Source organism: Micromonospora sp. NBC_00898 (genome assembly GCF_045207895.1).
Taxonomy (GTDB): Bacteria; Actinomycetota; Actinomycetes; order Mycobacteriales; family Micromonosporaceae; genus Micromonospora.
On the sequence record NZ_CP108775.1, the window covers coordinates 5,685,138 to 5,701,362 of the forward strand.

The window sequence follows — 16,225 nt, forward strand, 5'->3', positions numbered from 1 at the left end:
CGGGGTGCTGCGCGCCGGGCCGGTGGACGCCCCGATGACCGCCGGCCCGGGCGGCTACCTGCGCTGGACCTCCGACGTGCCGCACAGCTACGCCGCGATCGGCGACGAGCAGGTCCGGGCCAGCCTGCTGCTGCGCTACCCGCGCTGGTGACCGGTCAGCCGGCGGGTGGCGCGCCGACCGGCAGCCGGTGGCGGACCGCCCAGAGCGCCGCCTCCGTCCGCGACGCCGACCCGGTCTTACGGAGCAGGTTGGAGACGTGCACGGTGACCGTTCGCACCGAGATGCCGAGTGCCCGGGCGGCCTGCTTGTTGGACATCCCGGCGACCAGGCAGCCCAGCACCTCGATCTCCCGGCCGGTCAGTTCGGCGTCCGGCGGCGTCGCCGGCCGGGGCACCAGGTGCTCCGGCAGCGGCTCGTGGACCAGGCCCTCCGGCCCCGCCGCGCCGTGCGCGGCGAGCAGCTCGGTCAGCACGTACGGGTTGCCGCCCGTCCGCCGCCGGACCGCCGCCGCGACCGGCTCGGCGGGGCGCGTCCCGTCGTACACCTGGGTCAGCACCTCGGCCACCTCCGCCACGGTGAGGGGCGCGAGGTGCTGGCGCACCGCGCCGCGTACCCCGCAGAGGCGGGCCAGCGCGCGGACCGTGAGGTCCGGCGCCACCGCGTCGGCCGGCGGGCGGCTCGCCACCACCAGCAGGGCCGGCAGCTCCGGGGCGGCGGCCAGCTCGCCCAGCAGGTTGAGGCTCGCCGGGTCGAGGGCGTGCAGGTCCTCCACCACCAGCACCGCCGGGCCGGCGCCGACCAGCAACCGCACGGTACGGACGGCGAGCCGCAGCAGGGTGCCCGGCGCGTAGCGTTCGCGCGGCGCGGTGGGCTGCTGGGCGAGCCAGGCCAGCGCGTCCGGCGGCAGCTCCAGCCCGGCGGTGTCCCGGCCGCTGAGCACGGCCGCCAACCAGTCGTACGGGGCCGGGTCGTGCACCCGCGCGGCACCCGCGAGGACCACCGCCGGCCGCGGGGTGAAGCCCTCCAGGGCGGCCGCGACCAGCAGACTCTTGCCCACCCCGGCGTCCCCGGTGATCACCGTGACGGTGGGTGCCGGCCGGTGGCCGGAGACCACGGCGGCCCAGGCCCGGTCGAGCTCGGCCAGCTCGCCGGCGCGCCCGACCATGGACACCGGCATCATTTCTCACACCCTACGCAGTAGTGCGTAGAGACGGCGGCAGGGTCTTCTTGGCAAGCTTGACCCCATGACGCTCATCCTCCGCTCGGCCATCCTCAACGACGTCGGCCTCGTCCGGACCAACAACGAGGACTCCGCCCTCGCCGGTGACCGCCTGGTGGCGGTGGCCGACGGGATGGGCGGGCTCCCCGCCGGCGAAGTGGCGAGCGAGATCGTCATCCGGATCCTGGACGAGCTGACCCCGCCGACCGTCCCCGACGAGGCCGCCGACGCGCTGCGGGCCGTGGTGAGCACCGCCAACCAGCGGATCCGGGCCGCCATCACCGTCGACCCGGCCCGCGACGGCATGGGCACCACGCTGACCGCCGCCCTGCTCGCCGGGGACACCCTGGTCCTCGCCCAGGTCGGCGACTCCCGCTGCTACCTGCTGCGGGACGGGGAGCTGACCCAGCTCACCCGGGACGACACCTTCGTCCAGGCGCTGGTCGACCAGGGCGCCCTCTCCCCCGACCAGGCCCGGCACCACCCGCAGCGGTCCCTGGTCACCCGGGCCGTGCAGGGCTCCGACGCGCCCCCGGCGGTCGGGGTGCTCACCGTCTTGGCCGGCGACCGGCTGCTGCTGTGCAGCGACGGCCTCTCCGACTACGTCGAGGACCCGGCAATCGGCGCCGCGCTCGGCACCTACGGCGACCGCCAGCAGTGCGGCGAGCAACTGGTCAAGCTCGCCCACCAGGCGGGCGCGCCGGACAACGTCACCGTGATCGTCTCCGACGTCGCCACGGCCTGACCGGTCCCCCGGGCCGGCCAAAGCGGTTGCGCCGGCCACCGGCCCGGGTTGGGATGAGGAATGATCATCCGTCGGTTGGCCGCCGAGGAACGCCTGGCCACCAGCTTTCCGCTCCAGGCGTACGCCTTCGAGGCGTCGCCACTGGCCGCGTCCCGGGTGGAGGAGTTCCGCGACTACCTCCCCTACAACGCCGGCAACCGGACGCTGGTCGTCGACGAGGACGGCACGGCGGTCGCCGCCGTCACGGCGATCCCCATGCGGCAGAACCTGCGCGGCACCGTCCTGCCGATGGCCGGCGTCGCCGGGGTGGCCACCCACCCGCTGGCCCGCCGGCGCGGCCACGTCCGGGCGCTGCTGCACCAGCTCCTCGACGAGATGCGCGACGAGGGGCACCCGCTCACCGCGCTGTACCCGTTCCGGGCGTCGTTCTACGAGCGCTTCGGCTACGTCGGGCTGCCCCGGGCGCGTACCGCCGTCTTCTCCCCGGCCGACCTCGGGCCGCTGCTCCGCGCCGAACTGCCCGGGGAGGTGGTCTGGGAGCGGATCGCGGCGGGCTACCCGAACTGGCGCGCGTTCACCGAGCGCTGTCTGCACGAGCGGCACGGCTTCGCGGTCTTCCCCGACTTCCGGGCCGTCGGGCTGCGTGACCGGGACGACCGCTGGCTGCTCACCGCCGTGGTCGACGGCGCCACGGTCGGCGCGGTCACCTACCGGATCGACGACCACGGCGGCGAACTGATCGCCGACGACCTGCTCGCCACCGACCCGTACGCGCGGGCGCTGCTGCTGCAGTTCTTCGCCCGGCACGTCGACCAGGTCGAACGGATCCGGGTCCAACTCCCCGCCGACGAACTGCCCGAGCTGTGGCTCACCGACCTGGCCGTGCACGTCGAGGCCCGGATCTCCCGGCCCGGGTCGCCGGCGCCGATGGCCCGGCTGCTGTCCCTGGACGCGCTGACCGGCCTGCCGGCCGGCGCCGGCCGGGTCCGGGTCGAGCTGGTCGGCGACCGTTGGCTGACCGGGACGCACCTGCTCGACGGCGGCACCGGTCGGCTGGAGCTGCTGCCTGGCGACTCCGCCAGCGGCGGCGTCGCGACCGCGACGCTCACCGCCGCCGGGCTCTCCGCCCTCGCGTACGGGGTGCTCGACCCCGCCGAGGTCGACATCCGGGACCTGGGCGACGTGCCGGCGGACGCGGCGGCCGAGCTGCGCCAGATCTTCCCCCGGAAGGTGCCGTACCTCTTCGCCGACTTCTGACAGTTCCACCGTCACCCCGTCCGGGTACGGTCCTGCAAATGCCGGAATGGTTGCAAGCGGGATTCTGGGGTCTGCTCGCCGGGTCCGCCCTGTTGATCGGGGCGGCCGTCGGATTCTTCGCCCGGGTCCCCCGAAAGATCATCGCGTCGATCATGGCGTTCGGGGCCGGGGTGCTGCTCAGCGCCGTTTCCTTCGAGCTGATCGCCGAGGCGCACGATCAGGGCGGCCTGCTGCCCACCACGATCGGCGCGGCGGCCGGGGCGCTCGCGTACACCGGGGCGAACATCCTGCTGGCCCGGCGCGGCGCCCGGCACCGCAAACGCTCCGGCGACGAGCAGCCCTCCGAGCAGGAACAGCCCGGGTCCGGCTCCGCCATCGCGGTCGGCGCGCTGCTCGACGGCATACCGGAATCGGTGGTGATCGGCGCCAGCCTGCTCACCGGCGGCCCGGTCAGCCTGGTCACCGTGATCGCGGTCTTCCTCAGCAACGTGCCGGAAGGCCTGTCCAGCGCCGCCGGCATGCGCCAGGCCGGCCGTTCCCGGCGGTACGTCTTCCTGCTCTGGACGGCGATCGCCCTGGTCAGCGGGGCGGCGGCGCTGGCCGGCTACACGCTGCTCGGCGGCGCTCCGCCGGAGGTGCTGGCCACCATCACGGCGCTGGCGGCCGGCGCGATCCTCGCGATGATCACCGACACGATGATCCCCGAGGCGTTCGAGGACGCCCACCTCCTGGTCGGCCTGATCACCGTCCTCGGCTTCCTGGTCTCCTTCGCCCTCTCCCACGCCTGACCCCAGATCCCACGCCCCGCGGGGGTGGGTGGCGGAGGTTAGGGCTGGGTTAAGGATCGAGCGGGATTCGTCGTGGGGACCGCCGGGCTCCTAGCATCGGCGGGTGCGCGTGAAGTCCCTTGTCGGCCTGCTCGTCCTCGGTGTCGTCACCACGGCCCTGCCCGCGTGCGGGTCCGCCGACCCGGACGGGAGCCGCCCGGCGACCGTGCCGGCGGCCGGTACCGCCGCCGGGCCCTCGACCGCCCCGACCGGACGTACCGGATTCGGTGCCCCGAAGCCGAGCGCGTCGCCGAAGTCGTCGGACGGCGGGGCGGCGTTGCAGGCGGGCAACCCGAACGGTGGCGCGGCGGTGCCCGCCGAGGCCCGGGCGGTGGACACCTCGCACCCGACCCGCCGGATCGGCACCGGCACCGCCGCCAGTTGCACCTCGGACGCGGTGGTGAAGGCCGTGGCGGCCGGCGGCATCATCACGTTCAACTGTGGTCCGGACCCGGTGACCATCAAGATGACCGCCACCGCGAAGGTGCGCAACGCCAACGGGCCGAGGATCGTGCTGGACGGCGGCGGCAAGGTCACCCTGAGCGGCGGCGGCCAACGCCGGATCCTCTACATGAACACCTGCGACAGCGCGCAGGGCTGGACCACCTCGCACTGCCAGAACCAGGACCACCCGCAGCTCACCGTGCAGAACCTCACCCTCACCGGCGGCAACTCCACCGGGAACACCGCCGAGGGCGGCGGAGGCGGCGCGATCTTCGTCCGGGGTGGACGGTTCAAGGTGGTCAACTCCCGCTTCGTGGACAACCGCTGTGACCGGACCGGGCCGGACCTGGGCGGCGCGGCGCTGCGGGTGCTCAGCCAGTACGAGAACCGGCCGGTCTACGTCGTGAACAGCACCTTCACCGGAGGGGTCTGCGCGAACGGCGCGGCGACCAGCAGCATCGGCGTCTCCTGGACGGTGCTGAACAGCGTGTTCCGGCGCAACCAGGCGGTCGGCCATGGCGCGAACCCGGCGAAGGCCGGCACGCCGGGCGGCGGCAGCGGCGGCGCGATCTACTGCGACGGCAACGAGTTCACCGTACGGATCGCCGGCACGATCATCGAGGACAACCACGCCAACGAGGGCGGCGGGGCGATCTTCTTCGTCAGCAACAACCGCACCGGCACCCTGAAGATCGAGAACTCGACGCTGCGCCGCAACCCCAGCGACGGCTTCGAGACGAAGGGCCACCCCGGCATCTTCTTCCTCGGCGCCGGCATCTCCTGACTCCCCGCCTCAGTAGGGGTTGCCGTGGCCGGGCGGCCGGGTCTTGAGGAGGGCGGCGGGGCGGCCGGGAAGGTCGGGCGCGGTCGACATGGGTGGGGCGCCGGTGCCGGCGGTGTGGGCCATGCCGGCGAAGAGTTCCTTGAGGGCGGTGAGGGCGTCGATCCTGGGCGTCCAGCCCAACTCGGTCTCGGCGCGGTCGCTGGACATCAGCGGCGCGTTCAAACCCAGCTCCACCCAGCCGGCGTCGACCGGCTGCAGGCGCGCCCGCCAGGTCAGCGCCGCCGCGACGCGCAGCACCGGGGCGGCCACCGGCACCGTCCAGCCGTGGAAGTGCCGGGCCACCAGCTCCGGGGTCAGCACCGGGTCCGCGGCGACGTTGAAGGCGCCACGGGCCTCACCCAGCAGAGCCTTCGCGTACGCGTCGGCGACGTCGTCGGCGTGCACCGCCTGCATCCGCAGCCGGCGGTTGGTCGGGACCAGCGGGATCCGGCCGTACCGGAGCAGCCGCACCGGGGCCAGCGGCCCGAGGAAGTAACGGCTGATCTCGGTGCCGGCGTCCCGCTGGAAGATCAACCCTGGGCGCAGCCGGACCACCCGCAGCTCCGGGTGCTCCCGCTCGACCGTGTCCAGGAGTGCCTCCACCTCCGCCTTGTCCCGGCTGTACGACGACCCGGGCACCCCGGTCGCCGGCCACCGTTCGCTGACCGGGTGTTCCTTCGGGCCGGGCGCGTACGTGCCGACCGAGGAGGCGTACACCAGGGCCGGAACGCCGGCCCGGACGACCGCGTCGATCACCGCGCGGCTGCCGTCGACGTTGGTCCTGCGCAGGGTGCGCTGGTCGTGGCTGGGCTGGATCTGCCAGGCCAGGTGCAGCACCGCCCGGGCCCCGGCGAAGATCGTCGCGAGCTGCTCGACCGCGCCGGGCGCCCCGACGTCGCAGGAGTGCCACTCCACCCGGTCGTACGGCTCACCGGCGTCCGGCCCGGGCAGCCGGCGGGCCACCCCGACCAGTTCCAGCCCGGACTCCTGACGCAGCCGGCGCAGCACCGCCGTCCCGACGTTGCCGCTGGCCCCGACGATCACGATCCGCATGCTGACTGCCGTACCCGTTGAACCGGACTCCAACCCCCGGACCGGTCACGGTCGGGGCGAGTGACGTACCCAGCTTTTCTCCTGCCGGCGGCGGCCCTGTGTGGCGGCGAGGCAGCGCGGGCAGACGAAGCCCTCCGGGTCTGCCGCGGTGAGCACGTCGGTCGAGGAATAGTCGAACGGCACGTGCGGGAAGCGGCGCAGCCGGGTGCGACTGAGCGCCAGCCCGCAGACCGTCTGGTTCTGCCCCGGCAGCCAGGCATGCACCTCGCCGCCCGGCCGCCGCACCCCGTCCGCGCCCGCCACCTCGCTGGAAGCCGCCACCGCCGCGGTGCTGGTCATCCTCATGCCCCACCCGGTTCCCCACCCCGACCGCCCCATGCCCGCGCCGGCGCCGCCCGTGGTCGCCGCGGCCGGCAGGCCGACCGGGCCTGGTCAGCCAGCCGGGCCGGCTCAGGCGCGGCGGGTCAGCAGGGCGCCGATCAGGCAGGTGAAGGCGGCCACGTTGGTCACCGTGCGGGCCAGGTTCCACCGCACCCAGCTCGCTTCGAATCGCTCGCGGACCGCCGCCAGGTCGCCGATCCGGTCCACCGGGCCGGCCGCGTCGAGCGGCTCACCTGCATGCGCGGTCGTCTCGGCGTCGGCTGTCGGACATCGACGGGCGGCGGGAAGCCGGAACGCTCGGCGTGGGCGGGTTCCGGTAGCCTGTGCGGGCGGGCCGCTAGCTCAATGGCAGAGCTGTGGACTTTTAATCCATAGGTTCAGGGTTCGAGTCCCTGGCGGCCCACTCCATGACGTGATCTCGCTGCTGACTTGCGCTTCTGCGGTTCGCGTGACCGGAGGGCGCGTCCAGTAGGTGGCGGTGCGCGAACCACAGGGACGGCCGCATGCTGCGGTACGCCGCCGCTCGGTGGATACGGACCCGGCGAGGTTCCGCGCTCTGTCTGCGTGTTACTTGCGGCTATCCGGCGCGGGCCGACGCGGCGGTATTTGCTGGCTGCGACGACGCGTTCGGGCGTGCCGGCTCAGGCTGATGGCGGGTCGGCAATGATGCGCGCGAGAGTGCGTCGGCCCATCCGACTCATGGCGGCGTTGGTCTGGTGGTAGTACCAAACCGCCCCCATTGCCTGCTGGAAGGCCCACGCTTTGCCGCGCTCCCATTCGAGATCGTCGCAGCCGAGTTGCTGCCGAAATGCCTGACGTGGCTCGCGTTCCAGCAGGTGCCAGGCACTTACGAGGTCAAGGGCAGGGTCGGCAGGCCCCAGTCCGCCCACGTCGAGAACCCCGGCCAGCCGCCCGTCGGAGACGAGGACGTTTCCCGGAATGAGATCACCATGGTTCATCCTGTCCGGGGCCTCGCCCCGCGGCAGTTCCCTCATGACCTCCCAGATCCGGCGGAGCAGCGGGACGTCCAGCAGCGTCTCGCTGTGCCCGAAGCAGGTCTCCATCCACCCGTCGTGCGCTGGTAGCTCGCCACCGCGACCCTGGCCTGTGAACGAGCGTCCCCGTGCGTCGATGGCTCGCACGCCACTGACGAACTCGGCCAGATCGTGCGCGAACGCGAACGAGTCACCTGGGTCCTGGTCGGTGGCTACGACACCGGGTACCCACGTCTGTACCGACCATGGAAGCGGGTAGCCGACGCCGGGTTCACCGATGGCGACCGGCTCGGGGGTGGGAAATCGCGTACGACCCATCAGTTCTCGGGCCGCTTCCGCTTCGCGTTCCAGCCAGCCCTGCGCCGCGTCGACCTCACGAGGCTGAAGGGGGAACCGGGCCGTGAACCGTTCCCCGATACGGAAGATGGCATTGACCGTTCCCTGCGAAGCGACGCGCCCGACAGGCAGGCTCCGCCACTCGGGGAACTGCGCGTCCACCAGCTCACGCACCGCGTTGAGTGAGACTGTGAGCTGGCCATCGTGCATCGGCACATCCGGCGATAGGGGTGCGCGGTGGGTAGAGGCTGGCACGACAATCATCCTTAGTCAGGTGTTCTGGGCGGCGACTGTGGCTCGAGGGTGGCCGGTGGCAGGGCTTGACGCCAGGTGGCGGGCAAGAGCGATCGCGGCGAGGAGCGCCAGGACCGCGCATACGCCCAGCCAGCCGAAGTGGGTGTAGGCGCGGGCTCCGAGCCAGGAGCCGAGGCTGCCGCCGAGGTAGGCGCAGGTCATGTAGGCGGTGTTGAGTCTGCTCCGGGCTTCGGGCCGCAGGGCGAAGATGCGTACCTGGTTGGCGACCATGCCGGACTGCATTCCGACGTCGAGCAGCAACGTGCCGAGCGCCAGTGCCGCGAGGCCCCCCGCCCCGCCGAGACTGGCGAACGCGAGGACGGCGGCCGAGGCGATGATCCCGAGCAGGCAGGCCAGGTTCACCGCGTCGCTGCCCCGACGGTCCACCTGCCGTCCGGCGACCGGGGTGCACAGCATTGTCGCCGCATTGACCAGTGCGAGCGTTCCGACCGCCGGTGCGCCCAAGTCGTATGTGGGGCCGGTGAGCAGCAGCGCGACGGCGGTCCAGACCGCGGAGAAACCGGCGAAGACCGTCGCCTGGTAGAAGCAGGAGCGGCGCAGGTCGGCCTCGGTGCGCAGCAGGCGCAGCGACTCGGCCAGCAGCGCCGGGTATCGGTGCCCGGACGGCGGTCGTGTTGTCGGCAGTACGCGGGCCATGACCACGGCGATGAGCAGCACGGACACGGCGGCCATCAGGTAGGGGGCCCGCCATCCGAACCAGTCGCCGATGGTGCCCGCGACGGTGCGGGACAGCAGCATGCCAGCGATGGAGCCGCTCAGCAGGGTGCCGCTGACCACGCCGCGCTGGTCGTCGGCGACGAGGCCGGCTGCCATGGGGCCGATGATCGGCGCGACCACGGTGGTGACCCCGACGAGCGCGCTCGCGCCGACGAGCGGCGGCAGCGCGGGTGCGGCGCTCGCGGCGAGCAGCCCCAGCCCGCTGAGGCCGAGCAGGGTGACGATCAGCGGGCGGTGCGGGAGCCGGTCGCCGAGCGGCACCAACAGGAAGATCCCGGCGGCATAGCCGAACTGCACCGCGGTCACCACCAGGGCGGCCGAGTCAGCGCTGACGTGCAGGCTGGCGGCGACCAGCGGGCTGATCGTCTGGGGGAAGTAGATGTTTCCGACGGCGACCCCACAGGTGAGGGCGAGGAGCACCAGCAGCCTGCGACTCATTTGCGAACCGCCTGTCCGAAAGCGTCGATCACGTCAGTCCACCGGCCCGCCGGCGACGTAGATGACCTGGCCGGAGACGAACCCGGCTTCGGGGCTGACCAGGTACGACGCGGTGTGCGCGATGTCCTCAGGCTGGCCGACCCGGCGCACCGGGATGGTCTGCGCCACGATTCGCTGGTGCTCTTCGAAGCTGCGGCCGCGCCGCTGGGCCGCGACCCTGGTCATGTCACTGACCACGAAGCCCGGCCCGATGGCGTTCGCCGTCACGCCGTGCTGCCCGAGCCGCAGCGCGAGCGATTTGGTGAAGCCGATCAGGCCGGCCTTCGCGGCGGCGTAGTCAACGCGGCCGGAATCGCCGAGCGCGGAGATGCTCGACATGTTGACGATCCGTCCCCAGCCGCCCGCGAGCATGTGGGGGGTCACGGCCCGGGTGAGGAAGAACGCTCCGCGCAGGCTGACCCCGGTGACCGCGTCCCACTGCTGGGTGCTCGTCTCCTCGACGCCGGCGTTGGGGCCGCCGATGCCGGCGTTGTTGATCAGCACCGTCGGTGGTCCCAACTCGGCGGCGATCCGAGCGACAGCGGCGGTCACGGCCGACTCGTCGTTGACGTCGGCGGCGAACGCCGCCGCTGTTCCGCCGTCGCGGGTGATGGCATCCACGGTGCCGGCGCAGTCTTCCTCGACCAGGTCGACCACGGCGACCGCGAGGCCATCGCGCGCCAAACGCCTGGCCACTCCGGCGCCGATGCCGCGTGCCGCGCCCGTGACGATCGCCGTGCGCCGAATGGCCTGGTCTGTCATGTTGATCTGTGTCATGCCGGAAAGTCCACGGCACCCTGGCGGCGATCGCCAAGCGATGTAGCATGTAGCTTAATGATCAGCTTCATGCTCGGCGTCGAAGACCTCGCGGACACCCGCTTCGCGATCTCGCCGATCCACGAGGCCGTGCTCAGCCTGCGAGTGTTACGCGAGCCTGGCCTGTACGCGCTGCATGTGCCCTGGCGCAGGTCGGTTCTCGGCAGACTCGACGCGCCCGGTGCCGACCTGCTGATGTCCCTGGTCGGGCCAGACCGCTGCGTTCCGGACTTCCTCACGCCCCGGCCGGCGAGCTTCGCCGCGACCTTCGAGGACGAACTGGCCGCCGTACGCCGAACACCTCCGGACGTCGTACGCCGCGACGTGCTGGCCGTGTACCCAGGTGGCGGGCTACCGGCCGTCTTTCAGGAAATCACCGCGAACGAGGATGAGCCGGTGCTCGCACTCCGCGACGCCATCTGCGACCGCCTGCACCGCTATTGGCAAGCAGCGATCAAGCCGACTTGGCCGCAGATGCGACTCGTCCTGGAAGCGGACACGACCTACCGCGCCCGACAACTGGCCGTAGGAGGCGCACGCCTGCTCTTCGCCGACATGCACCCGAATCTGCGCTGGCAGGACGGCGTCCTGCACATCGACAAGATGATCGGCAGGCACCACGTCGCGGCAGCCGGCCGAGGACTGCTGCTGGTGCCATCCATCTTCTCCCACAGGCCCGCCCCGCCAGTCAGCCCGGACGAGCCACCACTGCTGGCATACCCCTGCCGTGGAGTAGCAACGCTCTGGGCGCCGACACCGACCGCCGACGCGACCGCCGTCACATCGCTCCTCGGCGCGCCCAGAGCGCGACTGCTCCACCTCCTTGCCGAACCGCTACCTACCGTGGAGATCGCCCGCCGGCTCACAGTCACACCCAGCGCCGTGTCACAGCACCTACAGGTCCTCCACGCGACAGGCCTGATCACTCGCGCCCGCGACGGACGGCACGTGCTGTACCGGCGCAGCCCTCTTGGCGATCAGGTGGTCGGCCAGTCGGCGGAGCAGTGATCCCAGTGGACCAAGGCGCTGCCCTTCGGTAATCATGTCCACCAGTCACGTCAGACCACTCGCCTACGCACCACGGAAACCGCTACAACAGGCCCCTGAGCTGCGGGAACCCGGTTCGGGTTCTGCCACATTGAGTCCACTCTTACGCAGGTCAGCGGCCCCGATCGGGGTCGCTGCTGCCAGGAATCCGGGCCATCGTGGACGGCAGGGAAGGCCGTGCTGAGCCGCTCAGCGGATTCAGGAAACCGGCACAGCGGCCGGTGCGATCGAGAGCCGGCGGGACGTGGCCCGCATCAGCGGCAGCAAGGCCGCTCGGCATCTCCGACATCGAGTCCAGCGACCCGGCAGGAAGGCCGCGCTGGCGTGCTCGACGAGCGCCAGAGTAGCACCGGGTACCGACACGTCAACCCGCCGTAATCCCGCAGGCGGTCCCCTCGTCCATCGCGAAGCGGGTTACCTGATTAGGAAATTCCCCCGTTGCTGTGCAGCAGCTGGCCATTGATCCAGCCTCCGTCGGGCGAGCACAGGAACGCGACGAGGTTCGCGCAGTCCTGCGGGCGCCCGAGGCGTCCGAGCGGCGTGGAGCGTAGGACCACAGCCTTGATCTCTGCGGTCATCCAGCCGGTATCGGTTGGGCCCGGGTCAATGGCGGTGACGCCGACAAGGGCTGTCAACCGCTGTAAGGCAGCGGAAGATTCGCCGAGGTCAGGCGTCCGATTCGCCCGATTGGAGTTGATCAGGAGTACGCCAAAGGGGTTCAGGGTTCGAGTCCCTAGCGGCCACTCGTAGGTCGGGAGCTGCAGTGAACATAGCTCCGAACCAGCTTTTAAAACTTGGCGCTCCGCTGCCGGCCGGATCCCACCTCGTGAGCCAGCCGTACACGTGGGCTCGGGTGAGGTTCCCCCGATAGCGTGGAGGCCGGACCTAAGGGGATAGATGGTCATGGCTGAGACGAGGCGGCGGTTCGACCGGGAGTTCCGTGAGGGCGCCGTGCGGATCGTGCGGGAGACGGGCAAGCCGATCGCGCAGGTCGCTCGGGACCTGGGGATCAACGACGGCACCTTGGCCAACTGGGTGGCGCAGGACCGGCGGGCTCGGGGTGAGGCCGCCGCCGGCGGTCTCGGTGAGGACGAACGCGCCGAGCTGGCTCGGCTGCGCAAGGAGAACGCCGAGCTGGCGATGGAGCGCGATGTGCTCAAGCGATCCGTGGTCCTGTGGGTCAAGGGGGCGACGAAGTGACTGTGGCCGGGTTCGTCGCCGCTCAGAGGACCGAGCACGCCGTGCCGCACGCGGTGACCTGCCGGGCGCTGGGGCTGAGTGAGTCGTGGTTCTACAAGTGGCGTGACCGGCAACCCACCGCGCGGCAGACCCGCCGCGACGCCCTTGATGAGGCGGTCCGGGCTTGCTTCGACGCCTCCGGTGGCACCTACGGCTCTCCCCGGGTGACCCAGGATCTGCACGCCGACGGGTGGCAGGTGTCGGTCAACACCGTCGCGGCGCGGATGGCCGCCCTCGGCCTGGCCGGACGCACCCGAAGGCGCCGACGCAGCCTCACCAAGCAGGGCAAACGCCCGGTGGCGCCGGACCGGGTGCGGCGGCAGTTCACCGCCGTCGCGCCGGACGTGTTGTGGTGCGGCGACATCACCGAGGTCGTCACCGACGAGGGCAAGCTCTACCTCGCCACGGTGATCGACCTGTACTCGAGGCGGCTGCTCGGCTACGCGATGAGCGCGCATCACGACGCCGACCTGACACAGGCGACCCTGAGCATGGCCGCCGCGACCCGCGGCGGCACCGTCGACGGAGTGATCTTCCACAGCGACCGCGGCAGCGAGTACACCGCCGCCGACTACGCCAAGGCCTGCCGCCGCCTCGGTGTCCTACAGTCGATGGGCCGGGTCGGCTGCGCCCTGGACAACGCCGCCGCCGAAGCGTTCAACTCCACCATCAAGGTCGAGTACATCCACCGGCAACGGTTCCGCACCCGATCCGAGGCCCGACTCAAGATCGCCACCTGGATCGTCGACTTCTACAACGTCCGCAGACGTCACAGCGCCTGCGACGGCATGTCCCCCGTCGACTACGAACACTTCATCGCCGAAGCCCGCCGGGCTCAGGCAGCTTAAACAACCCTCCACGCTTCCAGGGGATTGACACATGTCGCCTCCCCGTGAACGCGCAAGGCAACATCTTAGGCCGCAGGCGGCCGGAGTGATCGACGTACAGCACAGAAGTACAGCAACGCGAGCGACCGCAGGAGCCGCGACGGGTCCGAACCGTGCCTTCCGATGTCGCACGGCACCGCACGAGACTGCGCCGTCGTGACCTACAGACCAGAAGGTGCCGCGTCAGCAGAAAGTCAGCGAACGCTGTGCTGCGCGAGCGAATCCAATGGTCACAGCCGGCATGGCACCGAGGGCAGGACCACAGGGAACGTCAACCGGTGATACTGGCCGACAACGCCGACCAGGCTCCCCCCGACGGGGGTCGTCCCTTTCCCGGGTGGTCCAGCGCTGGACGTCAGAGACGTGTGTGGACAGAGGCGAGCGAAGCGCGCCGCGCTCAGTAACCGCCGGCCATCGCAAATCCGATGAAGATGACCATGGCAAGAGGGAGGGCCACGGCCAACGCGAGCGCTCGCTGACGGTTCGACCTGCCGATCAGCGCGACGGCCAGAACACTGAGCGCGACGTCGATGGCGACGTTCCATTCCGAGCCCGGGGGATAGCTGGGATTGTTGGCCTTGCCGACGAACCGTGCCGCTTCCTCGAAGAACACCGCGGCCGGCAGCGCGGTCCCGAGGACCCGTCGCCAGCCTGCCCCGCGCGCCCAGTTACCGCCTACGCCGAAGACCACCCCGGCGAGAACACCGAAGACCATCCAGAGCAGCGATGTCCGTGCCCACACCACAGCCAGGTCGTCTCCCTGGATGAGGGCCGCCGCGAGGTAGTAGCTGGGCACCGCGACGACGAGCAGGACAGCGGCGCCCAGAGCCGAGCGCACCCAGCCCGACCGGACCCAATACCCGAAGACGAAGGCGGCAACCGCCCACGTGGCGGTGGAGTTGCCGAGCTCGGCAAAGGGATACGGCACCCACTTGATCCACACGAAGTCGAGGAAGCCGAGCAGGAAACCACCAACCAAGGCGGTGAGCGCCACCGTTCGATGATCAGGTTGCACGGCGAGCAGCATACTCAGTATGCCCGCGCGGAAACCTCGGCACCCTCGGCAGCGCCACCAGGCGACACTGCGACACCGAGACGTCCCCGGCAGGGTCAGCGCCGAGTCAGCAGACAGCGTCCAACACGACGATGACAGGCGGGACGAACGACATCGCCGCCGTGAATGAGAGCACGAAACGATGTCTGATGACACCAGGCCTTCACCGCCGCGGAGCTGCACCTGCTGGCCGAGGTGGACCGCGCCGGGGTGGCGGTCTGGCCGGCTGCCGCGACCAGGCTCCCCCGACGGGGTCGTCCCTGTGTCAGCCCATCCTCCGCCGCAGGTCACGCTGACTGTCTCAGGGCTGGCCGCGCGCGAAACAGGACCACCCCCGCAGCGAGGAGGCAGCCCAGGTAACAGGCCACGGTGGCAATGAGAAAGGGGAAGTACCACCACCCGTAGAGGTCGTGGGTGTACTGCTGGTGCGCGAGGTCGGTCGGCCCGACGCGCGGCGTGCAGAGGACGATCACGATGATCAGCGCGGCAGCGGGAAGCGCCAGCCCGATGTGCTCGTTGTGGTAGGCCCACCCCCTGAGCAGGTAGCCCAGCGCCGCGGTGGTGAGGAAGAGGGCGGTCAGGGCGCACCCGAGCAGGAACGGCAGCATGGACTGGTCACCGGCCTCGCCGGTGAAGGGGAACGCGCGGCCCTGCGACACTGCCGAGGCGAGGATCTCGTCCATCCGGGTGACGAGCACTCCGGTCACCACTACCGTCGTCCCGGCCAGGGCGGTCGCCAGCCAGACCAGTCCCAGACCCAGCCGCCGGACACGATGGGTGGGCGAAGGGGACGCCGGTACGGTGACGGGCACCGATCGACGCTAACAGGGCGGTGTGGGCCCGCGGTCACATGCGCTCCGGGTCGAGCGCACTTCCCCCGGCGTTGGCCCGGTCCGGTTCCGCTCGTCGCGGGAAGCCGGAAGCAGCGGGACGTGACATCAGTGGTTGACATCAACGGTGACGGCCGAGGCCGGACGACCGCGGACGGGTGTCGCCTCCGACCTGAACGCGGTGGACCTCAGCGGACGCTGCGACCTTTGCCGAAAGCGCCTTGTAAGCGAGGGCTCGCCAGCTGCGGGCTAGTGGCTAGCGGCCGACCCGGATGCGGTCGGCGGGGTACAGCTCGCGGGACCCGTCGGCGCGGAAGACCACCAGGACCGGGACGCCTTCGCCGATGTCCAGCTCCCTGCGCTCGGCAGGGGTGGGCATCCGGGCTGAGGCGGTGTCGCCCTTGAGTAGGGTCACCGTCTCGGTCGGCTCCATGCTGCGGACGAACGTGCCGCGCGGGGGTTGGACGATCACGAGCCCTTCCGACCGGAGTAGCGAGATGGCCTGCCGGACGCTGGTCCGGCTCAGTCCATACTCCTGAGCCAGTCGCAGCTCGCTGGGCAGCGACGCGCCGGGCGCGAGGTCGCCGGACGTGATCCGGTCACGCAGTAGGTCGGCGAGCTGCCGAAACACTGCGCGATCCGCGCTGGGGTCGATCACGAATGTGACGCTACGTGTCCAACAGCTCTACGGGTCATTGTATCTACAGTCCTACGTATGTACGGTGAGCTGGCAGGTGCGGCGGTCGGATGACCAACCAACGC

Annotated in this window: 19 protein-coding genes and 1 tRNA gene; 9 read left to right on the forward strand and 11 right to left on the reverse strand. The window is 71.1% G+C overall.

Annotation, left to right across the window (positions count from 1 at the left end; translation table 11 throughout):
* The first annotated feature begins 4 nt into the window (after positions 1–4).
* Positions 5–151 (forward strand): hypothetical protein, encoded by a 147-nt coding sequence (locus tag OG799_RS27585; protein ID WP_406038996.1) that lies wholly within the window; start codon positions 5–7, stop codon positions 149–151.
* Positions 152–155: 4 nt separating this feature from the next.
* Here the strand turns inward: OG799_RS27585 and OG799_RS27590 are convergent, their stop codons facing one another.
* Positions 156–1,181 carry an AAA family ATPase gene (locus OG799_RS27590; protein WP_406038998.1) on the reverse strand — a complete coding sequence of 342 codons (1,026 nt, stop codon included), beginning with the start codon at positions 1,179–1,181 and terminating at the stop codon, positions 156–158.
* Positions 1,182–1,245: 64 nt separating this feature from the next.
* Here OG799_RS27590 and OG799_RS27595 point away from each other — a divergent pair, with 64 nt between their 5' ends.
* From OG799_RS27595 to OG799_RS27610, 4 genes are all read left to right on the forward strand, one after another.
* Positions 1,246–1,965 (forward strand): PP2C family protein-serine/threonine phosphatase, encoded by a 720-nt coding sequence (locus OG799_RS27595; protein WP_406039000.1) that lies wholly within the window; start codon positions 1,246–1,248, stop codon positions 1,963–1,965.
* 60 nt (positions 1,966–2,025) lie between these two features.
* Positions 2,026–3,222 carry an enhanced intracellular survival protein Eis gene (eis, locus tag OG799_RS27600; RefSeq protein WP_406039002.1) on the forward strand — a complete coding sequence of 399 codons (1,197 nt, stop codon included), beginning with the start codon at positions 2,026–2,028 and terminating at the stop codon, positions 3,220–3,222.
* A gap of 38 nt (positions 3,223–3,260) precedes the next feature.
* Positions 3,261–4,010, forward strand: a complete 750-nt coding sequence (locus OG799_RS27605) for a ZIP family metal transporter (RefSeq protein ID WP_406039004.1) — start codon at positions 3,261–3,263, stop codon at positions 4,008–4,010.
* Positions 4,011–4,119: 109 nt separating this feature from the next.
* Positions 4,120–5,277 carry a hypothetical protein gene (locus OG799_RS27610; RefSeq protein ID WP_406046424.1) on the forward strand — a complete coding sequence of 386 codons (1,158 nt, stop codon included), beginning with the start codon at positions 4,120–4,122 and terminating at the stop codon, positions 5,275–5,277.
* Positions 5,278–5,286: 9 nt separating this feature from the next.
* Here OG799_RS27610 and OG799_RS27615 read toward each other — a convergent pair whose 3' ends face one another.
* The 3 genes from OG799_RS27615 to OG799_RS27625 form a co-directional block, all read right to left on the reverse strand.
* Positions 5,287–6,369 (reverse strand): NAD-dependent epimerase/dehydratase family protein, encoded by a 1,083-nt coding sequence (locus tag OG799_RS27615; RefSeq protein ID WP_406039006.1) that lies wholly within the window; start codon positions 6,367–6,369, stop codon positions 5,287–5,289.
* A 45-nt stretch (positions 6,370–6,414) separates the two neighbouring features.
* Positions 6,415–6,708 (reverse strand): hypothetical protein, encoded by a 294-nt coding sequence (locus OG799_RS27620; protein ID WP_406039008.1) that lies wholly within the window; start codon positions 6,706–6,708, stop codon positions 6,415–6,417.
* A gap of 111 nt (positions 6,709–6,819) precedes the next feature.
* The gene (locus tag OG799_RS27625; RefSeq protein WP_406039010.1) at positions 6,820–6,957 is read right to left on the reverse strand and encodes a hypothetical protein; all 138 of its coding nucleotides are present in this window, start codon (positions 6,955–6,957) and stop codon (positions 6,820–6,822) included.
* A gap of 124 nt (positions 6,958–7,081) precedes the next feature.
* Between OG799_RS27625 and OG799_RS27630 the strand changes: the two genes are divergently transcribed.
* Positions 7,082–7,153, forward strand: a tRNA-Lys gene (locus tag OG799_RS27630).
* 238 nt (positions 7,154–7,391) lie between these two features.
* Here the strand turns inward: OG799_RS27630 and OG799_RS27635 are convergent.
* From OG799_RS27635 to OG799_RS27645, 3 genes are all read right to left on the reverse strand, one after another.
* Entirely contained in the window at positions 7,392–8,255 is an 864-nt protein-coding gene (locus OG799_RS27635; RefSeq protein WP_406039012.1) for an aminoglycoside phosphotransferase family protein, read from the reverse strand.
* Between the two features lie 96 nt (positions 8,256–8,351).
* Positions 8,352–9,551, reverse strand: coding sequence for an MFS transporter (locus tag OG799_RS27640; RefSeq protein WP_406039014.1), 1,200 nt, complete (start codon positions 9,549–9,551; stop codon positions 8,352–8,354).
* A gap of 33 nt (positions 9,552–9,584) precedes the next feature.
* Positions 9,585–10,367, reverse strand: coding sequence for an SDR family NAD(P)-dependent oxidoreductase (locus OG799_RS27645; protein WP_406039016.1), 783 nt, complete (start codon positions 10,365–10,367; stop codon positions 9,585–9,587).
* A gap of 57 nt (positions 10,368–10,424) precedes the next feature.
* Between OG799_RS27645 and OG799_RS27650 the strand changes: the two genes are divergently transcribed.
* On the forward strand, positions 10,425–11,414 hold the full coding sequence (locus tag OG799_RS27650; protein ID WP_406039019.1) for a MarR family transcriptional regulator: 990 nt from the start codon (positions 10,425–10,427) through the stop codon (positions 11,412–11,414).
* 461 nt (positions 11,415–11,875) lie between these two features.
* On the opposite strand, the gene OG799_RS27655 is transcribed toward OG799_RS27650, so the two are convergent.
* Positions 11,876–12,358 (reverse strand): SDR family oxidoreductase, encoded by a 483-nt coding sequence (locus tag OG799_RS27655; RefSeq protein WP_406039021.1) that lies wholly within the window; start codon positions 12,356–12,358, stop codon positions 11,876–11,878.
* Between OG799_RS27655 and OG799_RS27660 the strand changes: the two genes are divergently transcribed.
* The gene (locus OG799_RS27660) at positions 12,357–12,653 is read left to right on the forward strand and encodes a transposase (RefSeq protein ID WP_406039023.1); all 297 of its coding nucleotides are present in this window, start codon (positions 12,357–12,359) and stop codon (positions 12,651–12,653) included. The genes OG799_RS27655 and OG799_RS27660 overlap by 2 nt on opposite strands.
* Positions 12,650–13,540, forward strand: coding sequence for an IS3 family transposase (locus OG799_RS27665; RefSeq protein WP_406039025.1), 891 nt, complete (start codon positions 12,650–12,652; stop codon positions 13,538–13,540). The genes OG799_RS27660 and OG799_RS27665 overlap by 4 nt, the downstream gene beginning before the upstream one ends.
* Before the next feature lie 436 nt (positions 13,541–13,976).
* Here OG799_RS27665 and OG799_RS27670 read toward each other — a convergent pair whose 3' ends face one another.
* The 3 genes from OG799_RS27670 to OG799_RS27680 form a co-directional block, all read right to left on the reverse strand.
* Positions 13,977–14,606 carry a DUF6518 family protein gene (locus tag OG799_RS27670; protein WP_406039027.1) on the reverse strand — a complete coding sequence of 210 codons (630 nt, stop codon included), beginning with the start codon at positions 14,604–14,606 and terminating at the stop codon, positions 13,977–13,979.
* 314 nt (positions 14,607–14,920) lie between these two features.
* Positions 14,921–15,445: a hypothetical protein gene (locus OG799_RS27675; protein ID WP_406039029.1), complete on the reverse strand. Its 525-nt coding sequence runs from the start codon at positions 15,443–15,445 to the stop codon at positions 14,921–14,923.
* 274 nt (positions 15,446–15,719) lie between these two features.
* Positions 15,720–16,121 carry a GntR family transcriptional regulator gene (locus OG799_RS27680; protein ID WP_406039031.1) on the reverse strand — a complete coding sequence of 134 codons (402 nt, stop codon included), beginning with the start codon at positions 16,119–16,121 and terminating at the stop codon, positions 15,720–15,722.
* Positions 16,122–16,225 lie beyond the last annotated feature (104 nt).

Excerpts from the sequence above, each read along its gene's own strand:
- OG799_RS27595 (WP_406039000.1), top strand. The coding sequence starts at position 1,246 with ATGACGCTCATCCTCCGCTCGGCCATCCTCAACGACGTCGGCCTCGTC.
- OG799_RS27650 (WP_406039019.1), top strand. The coding sequence starts at position 10,425 with ATGATCAGCTTCATGCTCGGCGTCGAAGACCTCGCGGACACCCGCTTC.
- OG799_RS27620 (WP_406039008.1), bottom strand. The coding sequence starts at position 6,708 with ATGACCAGCACCGCGGCGGTGGCGGCTTCCAGCGAGGTGGCGGGCGCG.
- OG799_RS27640 (WP_406039014.1), bottom strand. The coding sequence starts at position 9,551 with ATGAGTCGCAGGCTGCTGGTGCTCCTCGCCCTCACCTGTGGGGTCGCC.
- OG799_RS27655 (WP_406039021.1), bottom strand. The coding sequence starts at position 12,358 with ATGACCATCTATCCCCTTAGGTCCGGCCTCCACGCTATCGGGGGAACC.
- eis (WP_406039002.1), top strand. The coding sequence starts at position 2,026 with ATGATCATCCGTCGGTTGGCCGCCGAGGAACGCCTGGCCACCAGCTTT.
- OG799_RS27660 (WP_406039023.1), top strand. The coding sequence starts at position 12,357 with ATGGCTGAGACGAGGCGGCGGTTCGACCGGGAGTTCCGTGAGGGCGCC.
- OG799_RS27605 (WP_406039004.1), top strand. The coding sequence starts at position 3,261 with ATGCCGGAATGGTTGCAAGCGGGATTCTGGGGTCTGCTCGCCGGGTCC.
- OG799_RS27590 (WP_406038998.1), bottom strand. The coding sequence starts at position 1,181 with ATGATGCCGGTGTCCATGGTCGGGCGCGCCGGCGAGCTGGCCGAGCTC.
- OG799_RS27645 (WP_406039016.1), bottom strand. The coding sequence starts at position 10,367 with ATGACACAGATCAACATGACAGACCAGGCCATTCGGCGCACGGCGATC.
- OG799_RS27670 (WP_406039027.1), bottom strand. The coding sequence starts at position 14,606 with ATGCTGCTCGCCGTGCAACCTGATCATCGAACGGTGGCGCTCACCGCC.
- OG799_RS27615 (WP_406039006.1), bottom strand. The coding sequence starts at position 6,369 with ATGCGGATCGTGATCGTCGGGGCCAGCGGCAACGTCGGGACGGCGGTG.